This window comes from Burkholderia sp. MSMB1459WGS, from assembly GCF_001534535.1.
In the GTDB taxonomy this organism is placed as follows: domain Bacteria; phylum Pseudomonadota; class Gammaproteobacteria; order Burkholderiales; family Burkholderiaceae; genus Burkholderia.
This window is the reverse complement of sequence record NZ_LPMU01000070.1, coordinates 107,490-124,083: the sequence shown is the minus strand read 5'-3', so window position 1 is coordinate 124,083 and position 16,594 is coordinate 107,490. Positions and strand designations below refer to the sequence as shown.

Genomic DNA, 16,594 nt, shown 5'->3' with positions numbered 1-16,594 from the left:
CCTCAGGAAATTTGAACAATAACGCGTGGAAAACCCGAACACCAATCCCGATTGACAGCGGGAGTCATATCAGCCGTCGCCCATTTTGGGCCTGCGGCTACGCCAATCATTGCGTTTCTGCTCATCGGACTTGATCTCGCGATTCGAGATCGCCTGCACCTAGACTGGCGCGGCCGCGCCCTATGGACGCGGATGTTTGCCTTGATAGCGGTAGCCGGCCTGGTCAGCTATGTGCTCAACCCCTCGTCCAAGGAGATCGCATTTGCCTCGCTTGCCGCGTTCAGTGCCGCGGCAGTAGCAAGCGCAATTGTGTTTCAGATTGCGCGTCACGTTCCGATCCTTACACGGGCGAATGGTGCAAACGTCGCCGGTGCAGCAGTCGATTCCATCATCTTTCCACTTATTGCATTTGGGGCGATTTTCCCAATGATTGCAACACTGCAATTCGTCGCGAAAGTGGCCGGCGGCGCCTTATGGTCATGGATCGTCTTTCGTAAGGCTCGAACTACCTGAAAACCGCCGGGAAACATGGCGCGGCAGTAATATTTCGTCAAGTGAAGTCGAAGAAGTCCGCTAGCAGCAAACCGTTCTTGTTACGTTTCCGCACGTCGATCCGAATCACCTCAACTCCATCGATGCCGAGCAGATCGGAAGACAGGTCTCTATTTCCATCCCACTCTAGCTCATTGGTTCCTTGATGATTCGGGGAAAGCAGAGCGACTCGGACGCGCTCCGGCTGGAAAAAATTGACGAACGCATCAATCGCAGTGACGGCATCAGGCATTCTCTTATACGCAGCGGGATGCAGCGGCCCAGCAAAGTTCCACCGTCCCGGACCTCCCATCTTCTCATTGCACTTGCCCAAAAAGTGATCGAGATTCTCATCTGCTTCGTGCGGAGAAGTCAGTCGTAGATAGAGGCGTCGCTCGTTGCCGAGGTAGTAATCGTCGTTTAGTTTCAGCTCATCGGGGATCTTCCCCTGTCGACCAAGTCTGTGATCGAGGAATAGAGAGCGGAGCGTCGTACTCTTTCCGTGATTCCTGGGCGCAATCACGAACAGCGCCCGCTCCAGATAGATCGTTGAACCCACTTGTTTCCTCACGTCGTTCCCCGTTGTTGTTGATTTGCTGATGATACAGCGGCTTCCGCGCTCAACGACGAGCACAGAACAATCCCGCCCGGCAATTCAGTGCCGGCGCATTCCCAAACCACTTTGAATCCATTGCGTCGGATGTAGCGCTCTCACCATGAGCAGTTCGTTAGGCGCCCGCTTCATTTCACATAAAGAGCGTGATGAACACCAAGCCAAGACTCCTTGTGAGCTTCAGCGGTGGCCGGACGTCTGCATACATGTCCCGCCTGTTGAAGCAAGCATACGCCGATCAATACGAGCTCCTGTTCATCTTTGCGAACACGGGCGAGGAACACGAAAACACGCTCCGTTTCGTTGATCAATGTGACAAGGAATTCGGCCTCAACATCGTATGGGTCGAGGTGGACGTGATTCATGGCCAGCGCAAAGCGACGAGTTTCCGCGTAGTGTCGTTCGAAGGCGCGTCACGTTCCGGCGAACCGTTCGAGCAGATGATCCGGAAGTACGGAATCCCGAATCGGAACTTCCCACATTGCACGCGCGAACTGAAGCTGCGTCCCATCTACGCTTATGCGGAATCGATTGGATGGAAGCGTGGCACGTATGACGTGGCCATTGGGATTCGTGCAGACGAACAGAGGCGCGTCAGTCCGCGCGCTGAGAAAGACCAAATCGTCTACCCACTCATTCACTGGCAGCCCGTCGACAAACAGGACATCAACGAATGGTGGGCCGATCAGGCGTTCAACCTCGACTTAATCGAGCGCCTAGGCAACTGCAAGTGGTGTTGGAAAAAATCTGATCGGAAGCACTTTGCAAACATCGACGACTGCCCCGAAGTTTACGATTTCCCTCGCCGGATGGAACAGCAATATCCGTTCGCTGGAGCCGGATCGACCGGCGAACGAAAAGTGTTCTTTCGCCTTGGACGGTCAACCGATCAACTCTTTGCCGCCCGCCTGGCTGCCGAAGGCTTCCGCGTACTTCCCGAAGACACCGATTCAGATGGTGGTTGCTCGGAAAGTTGCGAAGCATTCAGCGCAGGACAGTTGCAACTGTTCGACTTCACCGAAATTCCAGCCTGACCATCTGAGGACCACACTATGACCACCGGAAAAATTCTCCGACCGATTCCCGTCATTCACGACAAGGACGGCTATTTCATGCACCCGGACCTGCGCCATTTCTGGCAAGTCACGATGGACGGCGCCGAGCAGTGCACGAAAGAACAATGAGCCGAGCTCGAAGTCCAGGCCGGCATCAAGACGTCGTACCACCACCTCGAAAGTGAGAACGAAGACCATTTGGCCTACGTCGCGTACTTCGAGCGCAGTGAAGGTGTGTCGCTGTGGAACCCCGAACCAGACACGGGTTGGTGGCTGATCGAGATCGGCGACAGCGAAGACGGGCCGTACGCAGTGTATGCCACGAACGCATAAGGACCAGCATGACGACCACCCAAAACGAAAAGAGCCCGGCCCCCGAACTTGCGAGCGAGGCAGCGGATAGTGGTGCTCACGCTACCCGCGAAGGCATTGTCAACACACGTGTCGACCTCCGCAGTGAGACGAGTTCGAAAATGACCTGCACAGGTGCGCTGCAGGTGGGTGTTCTGCGCGTACCGATTCATGCCGCGCGCCAGCGTCCTTCTCGCCGCACCTCCTGAGCTGAACGCCACTGCCCCGACTGACTGAACTGAATTCAACTAGACGCCAGTTCGTAACAATCTCTCGCGTAATCAATTACGTTTGTTACCGCTTGGCCGAAAATCAGAGTAAACGCCACAGCGTCTGGCCCTTCTCGCACCTCGCCCGGAATAGCGTTCCAATTGCGATCGAATTCGTCCCGTGGATGCGCAACGATCTTTACCTGACGCTGAGCGCGAGTGATCGAATATCGATTCAGCAGACCCAACACAATCTGATGCAGCTCGTCCGCCGATTTCGGTTCTTTAACTTTCATTCCACTTCACCAAAAACAAGTTGACCACTTCGAAGGCCTCAGTCCATCTGAGATGCCCGCATTCAACCGTAGCGGCTCAGCCGCTCCTGCGAGAAATTCTTCGTATACGCGACGGCCTCGGCCTCCGTGTCGAACTCGCCGAGCGAGCGAAACGCGGCCTCCCGGCTGAACCCCAACTTCGTCACCTCGACCTGAGCGGCAAACCTGCCGTCCTCAGTCACGCGCGGCTCACAGTTCATCTCGTACCCGCGCATCACAAATATCTTCAGCATTGGTTCAACGCTTTTTTTGAGACAGAGGGATCGTAGCATGGTCGACTCACCTACTCTGATTGCACCGGCCGCCTACGTCACCGTGGCGCTCGCCGCCGTGATCACCGGCCTGACCGAGAAGGCTATCCGCCGAAAAATCGAGGACGGAAAGTGGCTCGAAGGTCGAGAGTACCGGCGCTCGCCTGACGGCGGCATTTTCATTTCCATCAAAGGGTATCAACTATGGGTAGAGCAAGCGGCGGCGTAGAAATTCGCACGTCATCCATCCGCCTGAACTTCACACTCGACGGCAAAAGAGAGCGGCAAACGCTGATGCTGAACGGCAAACCGATGCCGCCCACTCCAGCAAACGTCAAATACGCCCACCGCCTGATTGCCGAGATCGTCGATCGGATCAGGCTTGGAACCTTCAGTTTGGTCGAATATTTTCCGACCTCTGGAGCACCCAGCACACTGACTGTCGGCGGCTGGCTCGACACCTGGCTCGCCGCCCAGCGAATCGAATCGTCGACGAAAGACGGATACGAGAGTGCCATCCGATTCTGGAAGGCCGCAGCGTGCGATAAGAATCAGAATCCGCTCGGACCGACTCCCCTCCGCAGATTGAAGTTGAGCCACATATTGACTGCCATTGCGGGCCGGCCTGACCTGAGCGGCAAAACGGTCAACAATTACGTGTCGGTGATGAGAAAGGCGCTTGACTTGGCCGTCTCCGACAACGTGTTGACCGACAATCCCGCGGCAAATGTGCCTCGCGCGAAACACCAAAAGCCCTCTCCGGATCCGTTTTCCCGCGACGAGTCTGAAAAAATCATCGATGAGGCCGAGCGCGCCCATGCCGGACAGGTCCACAACCTCATCGAGTTCTGGTTCTGGACCGGCCTTCGGACATCGGAGATATTTGGCCTGCAGTGGCTAAATGTGGATTTGCAGAACGCGACCATCCTGGTCGCCGAAGCGCTAGTCCGCGGCGAGCACAAGGATCGAACCAAAACAGCAGTCGCGCGCACGGTTCGCCTGAACAGCCGGGCACTAGCCGCATTGACACGTCAGCGCTCATTCACCCAAATAGCTGGCGCCGCGATCTTTCATGATCCGCGGTACAGCACCCGGTGGGAGGACGAGCGTGCATTCCGACGAAGCTTCTGGACACCGATTCTGAAACGACTCGGAATTCGCTACCGGCGGCCGTACAACATGCGGCATAGCTACGCGACGGCAATGCTGATGGCCGGAATGACCCCAGCCTTTTGCGCGAAACAGCTCGGGCACAGCATCGAGATGTTCCTGACAACGTACGCGAAATGGATGGATGGCGAGCAGAACGCTCTAGAGATGGCGAGGCTCGAATCGACGTTATTGTCCCCGAGTTGTCCCCCGCAAAGCAAAACAGGCGCCTAAGCGCCTGTTTTGTTAATGCATTCGTTGGGGTGGCTGATGGGACTCGAACCCACGACGACAGGAATCACAATCCTGGACTCTACCAACTGAGCTACAGCCACCACTGATACTGCTTGCTTCGTTTCGCTGTTTTGTTTCAGCAGCGAAGAACAAGATTATACGAACACTTTTGAATCTTGCAAAGCCTTTTTTTCAAAAATTTCTTCGGCTTCGTTCAGATGCGCGCGTGCCTCGTCGAACACGGCCAGATCGCCGCGCGCGAGCTTCTTGTTGTCGGATAGCACGCGACGCCAGCCACGCGCGCCCGGCATGCCACGATACAGCCCGAGTGCGTGCCGCACGATCGCGCCGAGGTAGGTGCCGCGCTTCAGCTCGGCCGCGCAATACGCGATCAGTTGCGCCTCGGCCTCTTCGCGCGTCGGCACCGCTGCGCTCGATCCGTAGAAGCGCGCATCGACCTCCGCCAGCACGTACGGGTTGTGATATGCCTCGCGGCCGAGCATCACGCCATCGACGTGCTCGAGATGCTGCTCGACTTCATCGAGCGTCGTGATGCCGCCGTTGATCACGATCTCCAGCGACGGAAAATCGCGCTTCAACCGATACGCATAGTCATACTTGAGCGGCGGGATCTCGCGATTCTCCTTCGGCGACAACCCCTTCAGGATCGCGTTGCGGGCGTGCACGACGAACGTCTCGCAACCGGCCTCGGCCACCGTACCGACGAAGTCGCGCACGAATGCGTAGTCCTCGACCGCATCGACACCGATCCGGTGCTTGACCGTCACCGGCACCGACACCGCATCGCGCATCGCCTTCACGCAGTCGGCGACGAGTTGCGGCTCGTTCATCAGGCATGCGCCGAACGCGCCGCGCTGCACGCGCTCGGACGGACACCCGCAATTCAGGTTGATTTCGTCGTAGCCCCACTGCTCGCCGAGCTTCGCCGCGCGCGCGAGATCGTCCCGCTCGCTGCCGCCCAGTTGCAGCGCGATCGGCGATTCGCTCGGCGTGAACGCAAGATGCCGCTGGGCGTCGCCGAACAGCAACGCGCCCGTCGTGATCATCTCCGTATACAGCCACGTGTTGCGCGTCAGCGTGCGGTGAAACGACCGGCAATGACGGTCGGTCCAGTCGAGCATCGGCGCGACGGATACACGGCGGGGAGGAAGCGAGGACGGAACGGACATGGAATCGGGTACAGGCCAGACGGCGCGGAAACAACCGGATATTTTACCGCAATACTGGCCGCCCCCGCCCGACGCGTGCGCTAGCCGTCGCCCAGTTCCGCATCGACCGCCCGGCGTGCCTCGTCGAGCACGCATTCGATCACGCGCCGCTCGGTCAACAGCATCCCGTCGACCTTGACCGGCCGCCAGTCGATCCGCACGGCCTCGCCTTGCAGCACGCGATAGTGCGCATGCTCGCCGTCCCAGACCTGCTCGGTCTTCACCTCGATCTCGAAACCGCGGTACGGCTCGCTGAAATCGCCGAGGTCGCTGCCTCTCGGTTCCATCGCACGCTCCGTGACGACGCCGCGCGAGGCCGCCTGAGCGGCCGGCGCCGCGCGCTCAATCGTATTCGTCGGACAAGAAAGACCGGCCATCGGCCGTCAGATCGACCCGGTCGGCCGTCGCCAGATAGATCAGCCCGTCGTTCAGCAACGCATGGACGACGCCGTCGAATGCGGCGGGAACCGGCCGGCTGTCGCCGAACTGGTCGATCCATTTCAGCGCCTCGATGGCTTCGGGGGAAAGGATGGGGGTCATGCGTTCGCCTCCGGCATCGGTGTCGTTCCATCCTAGCACTTCGTCCGGGAGTCGAATACCGAGGCAAACGCGCTGCGCGGATGCACGTGCGGCGCCACCGGGCACGTGCCTACCCGGCGGCGCCGCACCGATGCGCGACACACGCGCTCAGAGGCGCGCGATCGACACTTCCGTCGACTTCACGAGCGCGACGACTTCGGCGCCGACCTTCAGTTCGAGTTCGTCCACCGAACGGGTGGTGATCACCGACGTGACGATGCCGAACGGCGTCTCGACGTCGACTTCGGAAACCACGGACCCGCGAATGATCTCCTTGACCTTGCCCTTGAACTGGTTCCGTACGTTGATTGCAGTGATGCTCATCGGGATGATCGCTCCGAAGAAAAAAATCTCAGAACGGGCGGCCGGAGCCGCCCGGAATTAAACGGCCCAGCGGATCTGCCCGACCGGTCGAACCTCGTCTGCTGCTTGTTCCGCGTGTTGATCGGCCGTACCGGCGCCGCGGGCGAGCACGCGTTTCAGCACGCGATCCTCCAGCGCCGCGAATGCAGCCGACGCACGGGCACGCGGCCGGTCGAGCGGCACCGACTGGTCGAGCGCCACGCGCCCCTGCTCGATCAGCAGGATGCGGTCGCCGAGCGCAACGGCCTCCTGCACGTCGTGCGTGACGAGCAGCGCGGTGAACCGGTGCTCGCGCCACAGGCGCTCGATCAGCGCATGCATTTCGATGCGGGTAAGCGCATCGAGTGCGCCTAGCGGCTCGTCGAGCAGCAGCAGTTGCGGCCGGTGCACGAGCGCGCGGGCCAGTGCGACACGCTGCCGCTGACCGCCCGACAGTTGAGCGGGCCAGTCGTTCGCGCGTTCCAGCAGCCCGACTTCGTCGAGCACCGCGCGGGCCTGGTCGCGCGCGCCGCGGCCGAGGCCCAGCATCACGTTCTGCAGCACGGTCTTCCATGGCAACAGGCGCGCATCCTGGTACATGATCCGCGTATCGAGCACGCCGCCGCCCTCGCCGCGCGTCACGAGCGCGCCGCTGCTCGGCTGCTCGAGCCCCGCGACGAGACGCAGCAGCGTCGATTTCCCGCAGCCGCTGCGGCCGACGATCGCGACGAAGCTGCCGCGCGCGATGCCGAGCTCGACGTTGTCGAGCACCGTGCGGGCGCCGAAGCGCTTGCTGACGCCCGACAAGGTGACCGCATCGTCGGAAGCCGGGGCGCCCGCGCGCCGCCGCGCGAGCGGCACGACCGATGCGCTGCCGTCACGTTCGAGGATCGCCGCATCGCGCGCATCGCCGTCCGCAACGCGGGCCTGCGCCAGCTCGGCCTCGAGGTCTGCGCCGGCGAGCGGGCCGTAGGCGGCCGCCGAGGTCGTCGCATTCATGCCTTTGCTCCTGATTGATAAGCGGGGTGCCAGCGCAGCGTCACGCGTTCGAGCCATTTCGCCAGCACGTCGGCCAGCTTGCCGAGCACCGCGTACAGCAGGATGCCGACCACCACCACGTCGGTTTGCAGGAATTCGCGTGCGTTCATCGTCATGTAGCCGATGCCCGACTGAGCGGAGATCGTCTCCGCGACGATCAGCATCACCCACATCAGCCCGAGCGCGAAGCGCACGCCGACGAGGATCGACGGCAACGCGCCGGGCAGGATCACGTCGCGGTACAGCGCGAAGCCGCGCACGCCGTAGCTCTTCGCCATCTCGATCAGGTTCGCGTCGACCGAACGGATCCCGTGATAGGTATTGATGTAGACGGGGAAGAACACGCCGAGCGCGACGAGGAACAGCTTCGCCTTCTCGTCGATGCCGAACCACAGGATCACGAGCGGGATCATCGCGAGCGCCGGGATGTTGCGGATCATCTGGATCGTCGAATCGAGCGCGACCTCGGCGGCTTTCGACAGCCCGGTCGCAAGCCCCAGCGCGAGGCCGACGCCGCCGCCGATCGCGAAGCCGAACAGCGCGCGCCACGTGCTCACTTTCACGTTCGCCCACATTTCGCCCGACGTCACGAGCGACCACGCCGCGCGCACGACCGCCACCGGCTCGGGCAGCACGCGGGTCGACAGCCAGCCGGTGCGCGCACCGACTTCCCACGCCACCAGCAACGCGAGCGGCACGAGCCACGGCGCGACGCCGCGCCATGCGCGGGCGGCCACGGCGATACCCGTCGCCGACGTTTTCGTTGTCATCGCAAGCCTCCTCGCTCAGCTTTGGCTCGTCTTCGGCAGATAGTTGTTGCCGACGATCTCGCCGAACGGCCCCGACAGCGGGCCGGCCGCCTTCTCGACGCCCTTGCCCTTGATCAGCGGGAACACGAGCTCCGCGAAGCGATACGACTCCTCGAGGTGCGGATAGCCGGACAGGATGAACGTCTCGATGCCGAGATCCGCGTATTCGCGCATGCGTTCGGCGACCTGCTCGGGATTGCCGACGAGCGCCGTGCCGGCGCCGCCGCGCACGAGCCCCACGCCGGCCCACAGGTTCGGATAGACCTCGAGCGCGTCGCGGCCGCCGCGCTTGCCGCCGTGCAGCGCGGCCATCCGGCGCTGGCCTTCCGAATCCATGTTCGCGAACGCCTTCTGCGCACGCGCGATCGTGTCGTCGTCGAGCCGGCTGATCAGCCGCTCGGCGTCGCGCCACGCTTCGTCCTCGGTCTCGCGCACGATCACGTGCAGGCGGATGCCGAACTTGATCTTGCGGCCGCGCGCGTCGGCACGGGCGCGGATGTCGGCGATCTTCTTCGCGACGGCCTCGGGCGGCTCGCCCCAGGTCAGGTAGGTATCGATGTGATCGGCGGCGATCGCGTGAGCGGCCGGCGACGAGCCGCCGAACCACAGCGGCGGATGCGGGTGCTGCACGGGCGGATAAAGCGCCTTGCCGCCTTTCGACTGCAGGTGCTTGCCGATATAGTCGAACCCGCCGTTGTCGTGCGACGCGGTCAACAGCCCGCGCCAGATGTTCAGGAAATCGTCGGTGATCTCGTAGCGCGTGTCGTGATCGGCGAAGAGACCGTCGCCTTCGAGCTCGGCCGCATCGCCGCCCGTGACGACGTTGATCAGCAGGCGGCCGCCCGACAGGCGGTCGAACGTCGCGGCCATCCGCGCGGCCAGCCCCGGCGAAGCGATGCCGGGGCGCACGGCGACCAGGAACTTCAGGCGCTGCGTTGCCGGAATGAGGCTCGACGCGACGACCCACGCATCCTCGCAGGAACGACCGGTCGGCAGCAGCACGCCGTCGTAGCCGAGCGTGTCCGCCGCCACGGCGACCTGCTTGAAGTAATCGTAGTCCGCGGCACGTGCGCCTTCGGCCGTGCCGAGATAGCGGCTGTCGCCGTGCGTGGGGATAAACCAGAACACATTCATCTGCTGCTCCTGCTTGACTGTCACTGCCGAAATTTGAAAAAACATCGCCCTGCTCGCGTCGTGGATGAGCGACGCATGCATGGTGTGCATTCGAATCGGGATGGCTCGCCGGTCAGGCCGTGCAGCGGACGAGGACGCGATCGCACGGCTGTTTCCGGGAAATCAGTCTAGGGATCGGTACAGGGCTTTGGAACGATTTTTTTGAGCTTAGGTTTTCCGCTTTCGTGATTAGCACGACGCTGGAGCGAATATCGCCGCGGCGGGGCCCTATAATGACGCACCTATCCGAATAACTCCGCGCGCCCGGCCCCAGCCGTGCGCGCCTGCGATGCGCTCATCGATGCAGAAAGTCATCCTGCCCTTCCTGTCCGGCTTCCTGGCCGCCCTGTTCTTCCGCGAGGCCACCCTCGCCCTCCTTCACACGGCCGACCTGATCGCCGCGACCGGCTTCTCGACACAACCGTTCGCGCCGCTCGGCATTCCTGAATTTGTCGCGAATGCGCTGATCAGCGCGTGCTGTGCGATTCCGATGGCGTGGTTGTTGCGCGTCTCGCCGGAACGCGAGGCATCGTGGGTCGGCGCGCTCGTGTTCGGCGGAATCGTGCTGACGGCCGCCCGCGTGTTCGCGATCGATCCGCTGCGCGGTATCTGGCCGTCGGGCAACATGATGCCCGTGCTCGCGGCCGGCTTCGCGGCGAACGCGGTGTGGGGCTTCGGTGCGCTCGTGTTCATGCGCGCCTTCATGTCGGACGACGCGGGCGACGAATAACGCCGGGCCGGACGACACGCCCCTCGGGCCTGGACCGGCCGACGTCCATGAAAAAGGCCGCGTGCACATGCACGCGGCCTTTTCGTTTCTGCCTCGCGCGTCGATCGAACGCACGGGTCGTGCCCGATCGACGTCAGTCTTTCAGTTTGCGCAGCGGATGCGTGTCGGGCGCCCACGGGCTGTCGAACATCGCGAGCACGTCGGCGCGGTCGACGTCGGCGGCCGACTTGAAACGCCACACGGGCTTGTGATCCTTGTCGACGATCAGCGCACGCACGCCTTCGATCACGTCGCCGCGCGCGAAGGTCGAGCGTGTGAGATCGAGATCGCGCCGCAGGCAATCGGCCATTGTCGCGCCGCGCGCGCGTTCGACGACTTCGAGCGACACGGCCATCGACAGCGGCGACAGCTGCTCGCGCATCGCGTGGGTCGCCTTCTCGACCCACCCGTCGACCGCCGCGCAATCCTGCTCGGCGTCGAGCGACGCGAGGATCGCGTGGAGGTCGGGCTGCGCGAAATGCCGGTCGATCCCGGCGCGCGCGTCGGCGAGCGCCGACGTGTCCGGCGTCGGCACGACCTTGTGCGCGGCGGCCGCCTCGGTCACGCAGGCGACGGCCTGCGCACCGTTGTCGACGCGCACGCTGCGCAGCGTGTCGAGCAGCGCCGGCAGCGCGGCATCGGGCAGATAGACGTCGGCGAGTTGCGCGTACAGCGCGCCGGCCGCGTCGAGCGTCGCGCCCGTCACCGCGAGATAACGGCCGATCGCGCCGGGCGTACGCGCGAGGAACCAGCTCATTCCGACGTCCGGGAACAGGCCGATGCGCGTTTCGGGCATCGCCATCTTCGTCGAGTCGGTCACGACGCGCAGGCCGCCCGTATGCCGCGCCGCCTGCGAAATCCCCATGCCGCCGCCCATCACGACACCGTGCATCAACGCGATGTACGGCTTCGGATACGTGAAGATCGCATGGTTGAGCGTGTATTCCTCGATGAAGAACGTGTCGACCGCATCGCGGTCGCCGCGCTGCCACGCGTCGTGAAAGAAGCGCACGTCGCCGCCCGCGCAGAATGCGCGCGGATGCGGGCTGTGCACGACGACCGCGACGACGTCGGGATCGTCGCGCCACGTATCGAGCGCCTGCTGCACCAGCCGGATCATGCCGACCGACAGCGCGTTCAACGCCTTCGGCCGGTTCAGTTCGAGAAAGCCGATGCGGTTCGCGACATACGCACGCACGTCGGGCTGGGCGGATTCGGCGGAAACGGCGGCGGAAGTGGAATCGGTCATGAAGGTCATCCGGCAAACGGCAGGCGCACGCTCAGTGCGCCTGCATCTTCGAAAACAGGTTCAGCACGACGACGCCCGAGATGATCAGCCCGAGGCCGATCACCGCCGGCAGGTCCGGCACCTGGCGATAGAGCAGCATCGCGACGAGCGTGATCAGCACGATGCCGGCGCCCGACCAGACTGCATAGATGATGCCGACGGGCATCGTGCGCAACGTGAGCGACAGGCAGTAGAACGCGACGCCGTAACCGGCGACGACGAGCACCGACGGCCACAAGCGCGTGAAACCGTCCGCCGCGCGCAGCGCGGACGTGCCGATCACTTCCGCGACGATCGCGATCGCGAGCCATGCGTAACCGGGCAGTTGCATCGCTCAGCTCCTTGCGAGAGCCAGTACCGCATAGTCGTGACCGAGCTCGGCGCACAGCGCCTCGACGACGAACTCGTGGTCCGCGCGCTGCGGCAGCCCGGACGCCGTGATCGAGCCGATCACGCCGGCGCCGGCGACGGTCAGCGGAAACGAACCGCCGTGCGACGCATACTCGGCGACCGGCAACCCGTGCTTGTCCGCGAGCGTCGCGCCGGCCTGCTGCATGCGCAGGCCGATCGCGTACGAGCTGCGGCGAAAATGCGCGACGACGTTGCGCTTGCGGCGCACCCAGTCGGCGTTGTCGGGCGTCGCGCCCGCGAGCGCCGCGTAAAACAGCGGCTGGCCGAACGTGACGATGTCGATCGCGATCGCATGACCGCGCGACGTCGCGAGCGCATGCATGCGGTTGCCGAGCGCCCATGCGCGGGCCGGGTCGAAATGGGGAAACACGAGCGCCTGTTCCTGCGCGCCGATCGATTGCAGATCGTGAGCGATGTCCATGAATCCGTCGATGCAGTAGTGAAAGTCGCAACGGCGCCGAGGCGATCGCGCAGGGCCGCTGCCGGAATGACGACACAAACCGCTCGATTCTAGCGCACGTGCTTCCCCGTACCGGCCCCACCGGGGCCCGCGATCCGGTCATCAGAAAACACTTGCACGCATTCGGGTTAGCCCATATAATCTATTTCTTCGACGGACGCGGGGTGGAGCAGTCTGGCAGCTCGTCGGGCTCATAACCCGAAGGTCGTAGGTTCAAATCCTACCCCCGCAACCAACCGTCCAGAATTTCGCAAAAAGCCCGGCTTCACGCCGGGCTTTTTGCTTTTGCGCGTCCGGGCGCCGCCCCCTCGTCGCACACCCGACCGCCGTTTCGCGCGACACGCCGCGGCATGCGCGGGCGTTCGAGAATGCCGCGGCCCGGTGATACACTCGCATCAACTCGTCCCTTCCACTCGACATGAAATTCTGCTCCGTCTGCGGTCACGAAGTCCTCGCGCGCATTCCTCCGGGCGACAACCGCGAGCGCTTCGTCTGCGATCACTGCGGCACGATCCACTATCAGAATCCGCGCAACGTCGTCGGTACGGTCCCGGTCTGGGGCGACCAGATCCTGCTGTGCCGCCGCGCGATCGAACCGCGCTACGGATTCTGGACGCTGCCGGCGGGCTTCATGGAAATGGGCGAAACGACCGCGGAAGCCGCTGCGCGCGAAACGCTCGAGGAAGCCGGCGCGCGCGTCGAGGTGCAGAACCTGTTCACGCTGCTCAACGTGCCGCACGTGCACCAGGTCCACCTGTTCTACCTTGCGCGGCTCACCGATCCGGGCTTCGAAGCCGGCGAGGAAAGCCTCGAAGTCAAACTGTTCGACGAGGCCGACATCCCGTGGGACGAGATCGCGTTCCCGACCGTCAGCCAGACGCTGCGCTTCTTCTTCGCCGATCGCGCCGCCGGCGACTACGGCGTGCACACCGGCGATATCTTCCGCTCGCTGCGCAACGGCTGAGCCCCGCACCCATGGTTCCCTGGCTCGGTCCGGACGATCCGTTTCCGTCCATCGAACGCGCGCTCGGTCCCGCGACCGGCGCCCCCGGGCTACTCGCCGCGAGCGCCGACCTGCTGCCGTCGCGCCTCATCGACGCCTACCTGCGCGGCATCTTCCCGTGGTACTCGGACGGCCAGCCGGTGCTGTGGTGGAGCCCCGACCCGCGCATGATCCTCGTGCCGGCCGAATTCAAGGTCGCGCCGTCGCTGCGCAAGACGCTCAAGCGCGTGCTGCGCGAGCCGGAATGGGAGGTGCGCGTCGATCACGATTTTCCCGGCGTGATGCGCGCGTGCGCGCAGGCGCCGCGCCGCGGGCAGCGCGGCACCTGGATCACCGCCGAGATCATCGACGCCTATACGTCGCTCTACCGCACCGGCAACGCGCACAGCATCGAGACGTGGCGCGGCGGGCGCCGCGTCGGCGGCCTCTACGGCGTCTCGTTCGGCCGGATGTTTTTCGGCGAGTCGATGTATGCGGACGTGACCGATGCGTCGAAAATCGCGCTGGCCGCGCTCGTCGCACACCTTCGCGAGCAGGGGCTGGAAATGATAGACTGCCAGCAGAATACGTCGCATCTAGCGTCGCTCGGCGGCCGCGAGATCGCACGCAAGGCCTTTGTCGCTCACGTGCGCCGCGCGGTAGCCGAACCGCCGATTCCGTGGCAGTTCGACAAGCGCGTGCTCGCCGCGCTGACGAGCTCCGCCGAAACGGCGGCGCCCTCCGGGACCGAGCGCTAGCGCGGCACTCCTTCCCTGCATCGAGAGCTGCCCATGACTCACCCGACTGAGCTGCCGCTTTCACCGCTTTCGGCGCTGCAATTCTATGCAACGGCGCCCTATCCGTGCAGCTATCTGGACGGCCGCATCGCGCGCTCGCAAGTCGCGACGCCGAGCCACCTGATCAATTCCGACATCTACACCGAACTCGTGAAGGCCGGCTTCCGCCGCTCGGGCGTCTTCACGTACCGCCCGTACTGCGACGGCTGCCGCGCATGCGTGCCGGTGCGCGTGCCGGCCGGCGAGTTCGTGCCCACGCGCACGCAGCGCAGGATGTGGAAGCGGCACCGCGCGCTGGTCGCGACGGTCTCGCCGCTGCACTACGACGAAGAGCATTACGCGCTCTACATGCGCTACCAGTCCGCGCGCCACGCGGGCGGCGGCATGGATCGCGACAGCCGCGACCAGTACGAACAGTTCCTGCTGCAAAGCCGGATCAATTCGCGCCTCGTCGAATTCCGCGACCTCGACGCGCCGGGCGGCGAGCCCGGCAAGCTGCGGATGGTCAGCATGATCGACATCCTCGGCGACGGGCTGTCGTCGGTGTACACGTTCTTCGAGCCCGACGACCGGCACACGAGCTACGGTACCTACAACATCCTTTGGCAGATCGAACAGGCGAAGAGCCTCGGGCTGCCCTACGTGTACCTCGGCTACTGGATCCGCGAGAGCCCGAAGATGGCCTACAAGGCGAACTTCCATCCGCTCGAAGGACTGATCGACGGCCGCTGGAAGGCGCTCGACCCGGAACGGTTCGACCTGCCGCCCGTCGACGCGGCGCTGGCGCGCGCGCCATTGCCGGGCGGGCATTCCGGCACGGGCTGACGCGCGTCGCGGCGGCTACGGAGCGAAGCTCGCCCGTGCCGTGCAACTCCCGGTAAAATAGCGGGTTGTCATTCATTCGGCTGTCCGCCCCATTCCCGTGTTCAGTTCCCTCTACCCGCTGGCCCGCGCATCCCTGTTCAAAATGGATGCGGAAGACGCTCACCACCTTACGCTGCGCGCGCTCGGCGCGGCCGGCCGCACAGGCCTCGCCTGCGCGCTGTCGGCCCGCGTGCCCGACGCGCCGCGCACCGTGATGGGGCTCACGTTCCGCAACCCGGTCGGCCTCGCGGCCGGCCTCGACAAGGATGGCGCGGCCATCGACGGCCTCGCGGCGCTCGGTTTCGGCTTCATCGAGGTCGGCACGGTCACGCCGCGCCCGCAGCCCGGCAATCCGCGCCCGCGGATGTTCCGGCTGCCGCAGGCCGAGGCGCTGATCAACCGGATGGGCTTCAACAACCACGGCGTCGACCAGTTCGTGAAGAACGTCCAGGCCGCCCGCTATCGCGGCATCCTCGGCCTGAACATCGGCAAGAACGCCGACACGCCGATCGAGCGCGCGGCCGAGGATTACCTGTACTGCCTCGAGCGCGTGTACCCGTTCGCGAGCTACGTGACGATCAACATCTCGTCGCCGAACACGAAGAACCTGCGCCAGTTGCAGGGCGCGGGCGAACTCGACGCGCTGCTCGCCGCGCTGAAGGACAAGCAGCAGCGCCTCGCCGACCTGCACGGCAAGCTCGTGCCGCTCGCGCTGAAGATCGCGCCCGATCTCGACGACGAACAGGTCAAGGAAATCGGCGACACGCTGCTGCGCCACAAGATCGAAGCGGTCATCGCCACTAATACGACGCTGTCGCGCGCGGCCGTCCAGGGCCTGCCGCACGCGGACGAAGCCGGTGGCCTGTCGGGCCGCCCCGTGTTCGATGCGTCGAACGAAGTGATCCGCAAGCTGCATGCGGAAGTCGGCAACGACGTGCCGATCATCGGCGTCGGCGGCATTTTCTCGGGCGAGGACGCGCGCGCGAAGCTGGCGGCCGGCGCGGCGCTCGTCCAGCTCTATACCGGCTTCATCTATCGCGGCCCGGCACTCGTGTCGGAGTGCGTGAAGGCGATTGCCCGCGAACGCAGCGCGTAATATAGTCATAAGCAAACGATATTTAGATA

Annotated in this window: 23 protein-coding genes and 2 tRNA genes; 11 read left to right on the top strand and 14 right to left on the bottom strand. The window is 64.0% G+C overall.

The window, feature by feature from the left end; translation table 11 throughout:
- Positions 1–51 precede the first annotated feature (51 nt).
- A complete protein-coding gene (locus WT97_RS33660; protein WP_156440331.1) occupies positions 52–513 on the top strand; it encodes a VUT family protein in 462 nt (153 codons plus the stop codon).
- 37 nt (positions 514–550) lie between these two features.
- On the opposite strand, the gene WT97_RS27925 is transcribed toward WT97_RS33660, so the two are convergent.
- The gene (locus tag WT97_RS27925; protein WP_060354806.1) at positions 551–1,090 is read right to left on the bottom strand and encodes a hypothetical protein; all 540 of its coding nucleotides are present in this window, start codon (positions 1,088–1,090) and stop codon (positions 551–553) included.
- 203 nt (positions 1,091–1,293) lie between these two features.
- Here WT97_RS27925 and WT97_RS27920 point away from each other — a divergent pair, with 203 nt between their 5' ends.
- Positions 1,294–2,178, top strand: coding sequence for a phosphoadenosine phosphosulfate reductase family protein (locus WT97_RS27920; protein ID WP_059789800.1), 885 nt, complete (start codon positions 1,294–1,296; stop codon positions 2,176–2,178).
- A gap of 18 nt (positions 2,179–2,196) precedes the next feature.
- Positions 2,197–2,328, top strand: coding sequence for a hypothetical protein (locus tag WT97_RS35025; RefSeq protein ID WP_257128132.1), 132 nt, complete (start codon positions 2,197–2,199; stop codon positions 2,326–2,328).
- A gap of 466 nt (positions 2,329–2,794) precedes the next feature.
- Here the strand turns inward: WT97_RS35025 and WT97_RS34360 are convergent, their stop codons facing one another.
- A complete protein-coding gene (locus WT97_RS34360; RefSeq protein ID WP_156440330.1) occupies positions 2,795–3,055 on the bottom strand; it encodes a hypothetical protein in 261 nt (86 codons plus the stop codon).
- 62 nt (positions 3,056–3,117) lie between these two features.
- The gene (locus WT97_RS27910; RefSeq protein WP_059789799.1) at positions 3,118–3,327 is read right to left on the bottom strand and encodes a hypothetical protein; all 210 of its coding nucleotides are present in this window, start codon (positions 3,325–3,327) and stop codon (positions 3,118–3,120) included.
- A gap of 37 nt (positions 3,328–3,364) precedes the next feature.
- Between WT97_RS27910 and WT97_RS27905 the strand changes: the two genes are divergently transcribed.
- Together WT97_RS27905 and WT97_RS27900 are read left to right on the top strand one after the other, a co-directional pair.
- Positions 3,365–3,574, top strand: a complete 210-nt coding sequence (locus WT97_RS27905; RefSeq protein WP_059789798.1) for a hypothetical protein — start codon at positions 3,365–3,367, stop codon at positions 3,572–3,574.
- Entirely contained in the window at positions 3,550–4,728 is a 1,179-nt protein-coding gene (locus WT97_RS27900; protein WP_059789797.1) for a site-specific integrase, read from the top strand. Before WT97_RS27905 ends, WT97_RS27900 begins: the two co-directional genes overlap by 25 nt.
- Positions 4,729–4,753: 25 nt before the next feature.
- Here the strand turns inward: WT97_RS27900 and WT97_RS27895 are convergent.
- The 8 genes from WT97_RS27895 to ssuD form a co-directional block, all read right to left on the bottom strand.
- Positions 4,754–4,829, bottom strand: a tRNA-His gene (locus WT97_RS27895).
- 54 nt (positions 4,830–4,883) lie between these two features.
- Positions 4,884–5,870, bottom strand: coding sequence for a tRNA dihydrouridine(20/20a) synthase DusA (gene dusA, locus WT97_RS27890; RefSeq protein WP_059785570.1), 987 nt, complete (start codon positions 5,868–5,870; stop codon positions 4,884–4,886).
- Between the two features lie 128 nt (positions 5,871–5,998).
- On the bottom strand, positions 5,999–6,244 hold the full coding sequence (locus tag WT97_RS27885) for a hypothetical protein (protein ID WP_059789796.1): 246 nt from the start codon (positions 6,242–6,244) through the stop codon (positions 5,999–6,001).
- Between the two features lie 55 nt (positions 6,245–6,299).
- Positions 6,300–6,497, bottom strand: a complete 198-nt coding sequence (locus tag WT97_RS27880) for a hypothetical protein (protein WP_059499097.1) — start codon at positions 6,495–6,497, stop codon at positions 6,300–6,302.
- Positions 6,498–6,644: 147 nt separating this feature from the next.
- Positions 6,645–6,860, bottom strand: coding sequence for a molybdopterin-binding protein (locus WT97_RS27875; RefSeq protein ID WP_006476104.1), 216 nt, complete (start codon positions 6,858–6,860; stop codon positions 6,645–6,647).
- 57 nt (positions 6,861–6,917) lie between these two features.
- Positions 6,918–7,877, bottom strand: coding sequence for an ATP-binding cassette domain-containing protein (locus WT97_RS27870; protein WP_060354805.1), 960 nt, complete (start codon positions 7,875–7,877; stop codon positions 6,918–6,920).
- Positions 7,874–8,686 carry an aliphatic sulfonate ABC transporter permease SsuC gene (gene ssuC, locus WT97_RS27865; protein WP_059789794.1) on the bottom strand — a complete coding sequence of 271 codons (813 nt, stop codon included), beginning with the start codon at positions 8,684–8,686 and terminating at the stop codon, positions 7,874–7,876. The genes WT97_RS27870 and ssuC overlap by 4 nt, the downstream gene beginning before the upstream one ends.
- Positions 8,687–8,701: 15 nt before the next feature.
- A complete protein-coding gene (gene ssuD, locus WT97_RS27860; RefSeq protein ID WP_059789944.1) occupies positions 8,702–9,859 on the bottom strand; it encodes an FMNH2-dependent alkanesulfonate monooxygenase in 1,158 nt (385 codons plus the stop codon).
- 340 nt (positions 9,860–10,199) lie between these two features.
- On the opposite strand from ssuD, the gene WT97_RS27855 reads away from it, so the two are divergent.
- Entirely contained in the window at positions 10,200–10,628 is a 429-nt protein-coding gene (locus tag WT97_RS27855) for a hypothetical protein (protein WP_034207173.1), read from the top strand.
- A 133-nt stretch (positions 10,629–10,761) separates the two neighbouring features.
- On the opposite strand, the gene WT97_RS27850 is transcribed toward WT97_RS27855, so the two are convergent.
- The 3 genes from WT97_RS27850 to WT97_RS27840 are packed head-to-tail and all read right to left on the bottom strand — an operon-like array spanning position 10,762 to position 12,787.
- Positions 10,762–11,916: an enoyl-CoA hydratase/isomerase family protein gene (locus WT97_RS27850; RefSeq protein ID WP_059789942.1), complete on the bottom strand. Its 1,155-nt coding sequence runs from the start codon at positions 11,914–11,916 to the stop codon at positions 10,762–10,764.
- 31 nt (positions 11,917–11,947) lie between these two features.
- A complete protein-coding gene (locus WT97_RS27845) occupies positions 11,948–12,280 on the bottom strand; it encodes a multidrug efflux SMR transporter (protein ID WP_373557105.1) in 333 nt (110 codons plus the stop codon).
- Between the two features lie 9 nt (positions 12,281–12,289).
- The gene (locus WT97_RS27840; RefSeq protein WP_006476110.1) at positions 12,290–12,787 is read right to left on the bottom strand and encodes a heme-degrading domain-containing protein; all 498 of its coding nucleotides are present in this window, start codon (positions 12,785–12,787) and stop codon (positions 12,290–12,292) included.
- Between the two features lie 197 nt (positions 12,788–12,984).
- On the opposite strand from WT97_RS27840, the gene WT97_RS27835 reads away from it, so the two are divergent.
- From WT97_RS27835 to WT97_RS27815, 5 genes are all read left to right on the top strand, one after another.
- Positions 12,985–13,061, top strand: a tRNA-Met gene (locus tag WT97_RS27835).
- 183 nt (positions 13,062–13,244) lie between these two features.
- Positions 13,245–13,790 carry an NUDIX hydrolase gene (locus WT97_RS27830; protein ID WP_006476111.1) on the top strand — a complete coding sequence of 182 codons (546 nt, stop codon included), beginning with the start codon at positions 13,245–13,247 and terminating at the stop codon, positions 13,788–13,790.
- A gap of 11 nt (positions 13,791–13,801) precedes the next feature.
- Complete coding sequence (gene aat, locus WT97_RS27825; protein WP_059789793.1) at positions 13,802–14,566, top strand: leucyl/phenylalanyl-tRNA--protein transferase; 765 nt, start codon at positions 13,802–13,804, stop codon at positions 14,564–14,566.
- Between the two features lie 33 nt (positions 14,567–14,599).
- Positions 14,600–15,430: an arginyltransferase gene (locus WT97_RS27820; protein ID WP_059789792.1), complete on the top strand. Its 831-nt coding sequence runs from the start codon at positions 14,600–14,602 to the stop codon at positions 15,428–15,430.
- A 97-nt stretch (positions 15,431–15,527) separates the two neighbouring features.
- The gene (locus WT97_RS27815; protein ID WP_027807358.1) at positions 15,528–16,565 is read left to right on the top strand and encodes a quinone-dependent dihydroorotate dehydrogenase; all 1,038 of its coding nucleotides are present in this window, start codon (positions 15,528–15,530) and stop codon (positions 16,563–16,565) included.
- Positions 16,566–16,594 lie beyond the last annotated feature (29 nt).

Excerpts from the sequence above, each read along its gene's own strand:
- ssuD (WP_059789944.1), bottom strand. The coding sequence starts at position 9,859 with ATGAATGTGTTCTGGTTTATCCCCACGCACGGCGACAGCCGCTATCTC.
- WT97_RS34360 (WP_156440330.1), bottom strand. The coding sequence starts at position 3,055 with ATGAAAGTTAAAGAACCGAAATCGGCGGACGAGCTGCATCAGATTGTG.
- WT97_RS27880 (WP_059499097.1), bottom strand. The coding sequence starts at position 6,497 with ATGACCCCCATCCTTTCCCCCGAAGCCATCGAGGCGCTGAAATGGATC.
- WT97_RS27830 (WP_006476111.1), top strand. The coding sequence starts at position 13,245 with ATGAAATTCTGCTCCGTCTGCGGTCACGAAGTCCTCGCGCGCATTCCT.
- WT97_RS27870 (WP_060354805.1), bottom strand. The coding sequence starts at position 7,877 with ATGAATGCGACGACCTCGGCGGCCGCCTACGGCCCGCTCGCCGGCGCA.
- WT97_RS27855 (WP_034207173.1), top strand. The coding sequence starts at position 10,200 with ATGCAGAAAGTCATCCTGCCCTTCCTGTCCGGCTTCCTGGCCGCCCTG.
- WT97_RS27920 (WP_059789800.1), top strand. The coding sequence starts at position 1,294 with ATGAACACCAAGCCAAGACTCCTTGTGAGCTTCAGCGGTGGCCGGACG.
- WT97_RS27885 (WP_059789796.1), bottom strand. The coding sequence starts at position 6,244 with ATGGAACCGAGAGGCAGCGACCTCGGCGATTTCAGCGAGCCGTACCGC.
- WT97_RS35025 (WP_257128132.1), top strand. The coding sequence starts at position 2,197 with ATGACCACCGGAAAAATTCTCCGACCGATTCCCGTCATTCACGACAAG.
- WT97_RS27820 (WP_059789792.1), top strand. The coding sequence starts at position 14,600 with ATGACTCACCCGACTGAGCTGCCGCTTTCACCGCTTTCGGCGCTGCAA.
- ssuC (WP_059789794.1), bottom strand. The coding sequence starts at position 8,686 with ATGACAACGAAAACGTCGGCGACGGGTATCGCCGTGGCCGCCCGCGCA.
- aat (WP_059789793.1), top strand. The coding sequence starts at position 13,802 with ATGGTTCCCTGGCTCGGTCCGGACGATCCGTTTCCGTCCATCGAACGC.
- WT97_RS27850 (WP_059789942.1), bottom strand. The coding sequence starts at position 11,916 with ATGACCGATTCCACTTCCGCCGCCGTTTCCGCCGAATCCGCCCAGCCC.
- WT97_RS27900 (WP_059789797.1), top strand. The coding sequence starts at position 3,550 with ATGGGTAGAGCAAGCGGCGGCGTAGAAATTCGCACGTCATCCATCCGC.
- WT97_RS27840 (WP_006476110.1), bottom strand. The coding sequence starts at position 12,787 with ATGGACATCGCTCACGATCTGCAATCGATCGGCGCGCAGGAACAGGCG.
- WT97_RS27905 (WP_059789798.1), top strand. The coding sequence starts at position 3,365 with ATGGTCGACTCACCTACTCTGATTGCACCGGCCGCCTACGTCACCGTG.
- dusA (WP_059785570.1), bottom strand. The coding sequence starts at position 5,870 with ATGCTCGACTGGACCGACCGTCATTGCCGGTCGTTTCACCGCACGCTG.
- WT97_RS27910 (WP_059789799.1), bottom strand. The coding sequence starts at position 3,327 with ATGCTGAAGATATTTGTGATGCGCGGGTACGAGATGAACTGTGAGCCG.
- WT97_RS27875 (WP_006476104.1), bottom strand. The coding sequence starts at position 6,860 with ATGAGCATCACTGCAATCAACGTACGGAACCAGTTCAAGGGCAAGGTC.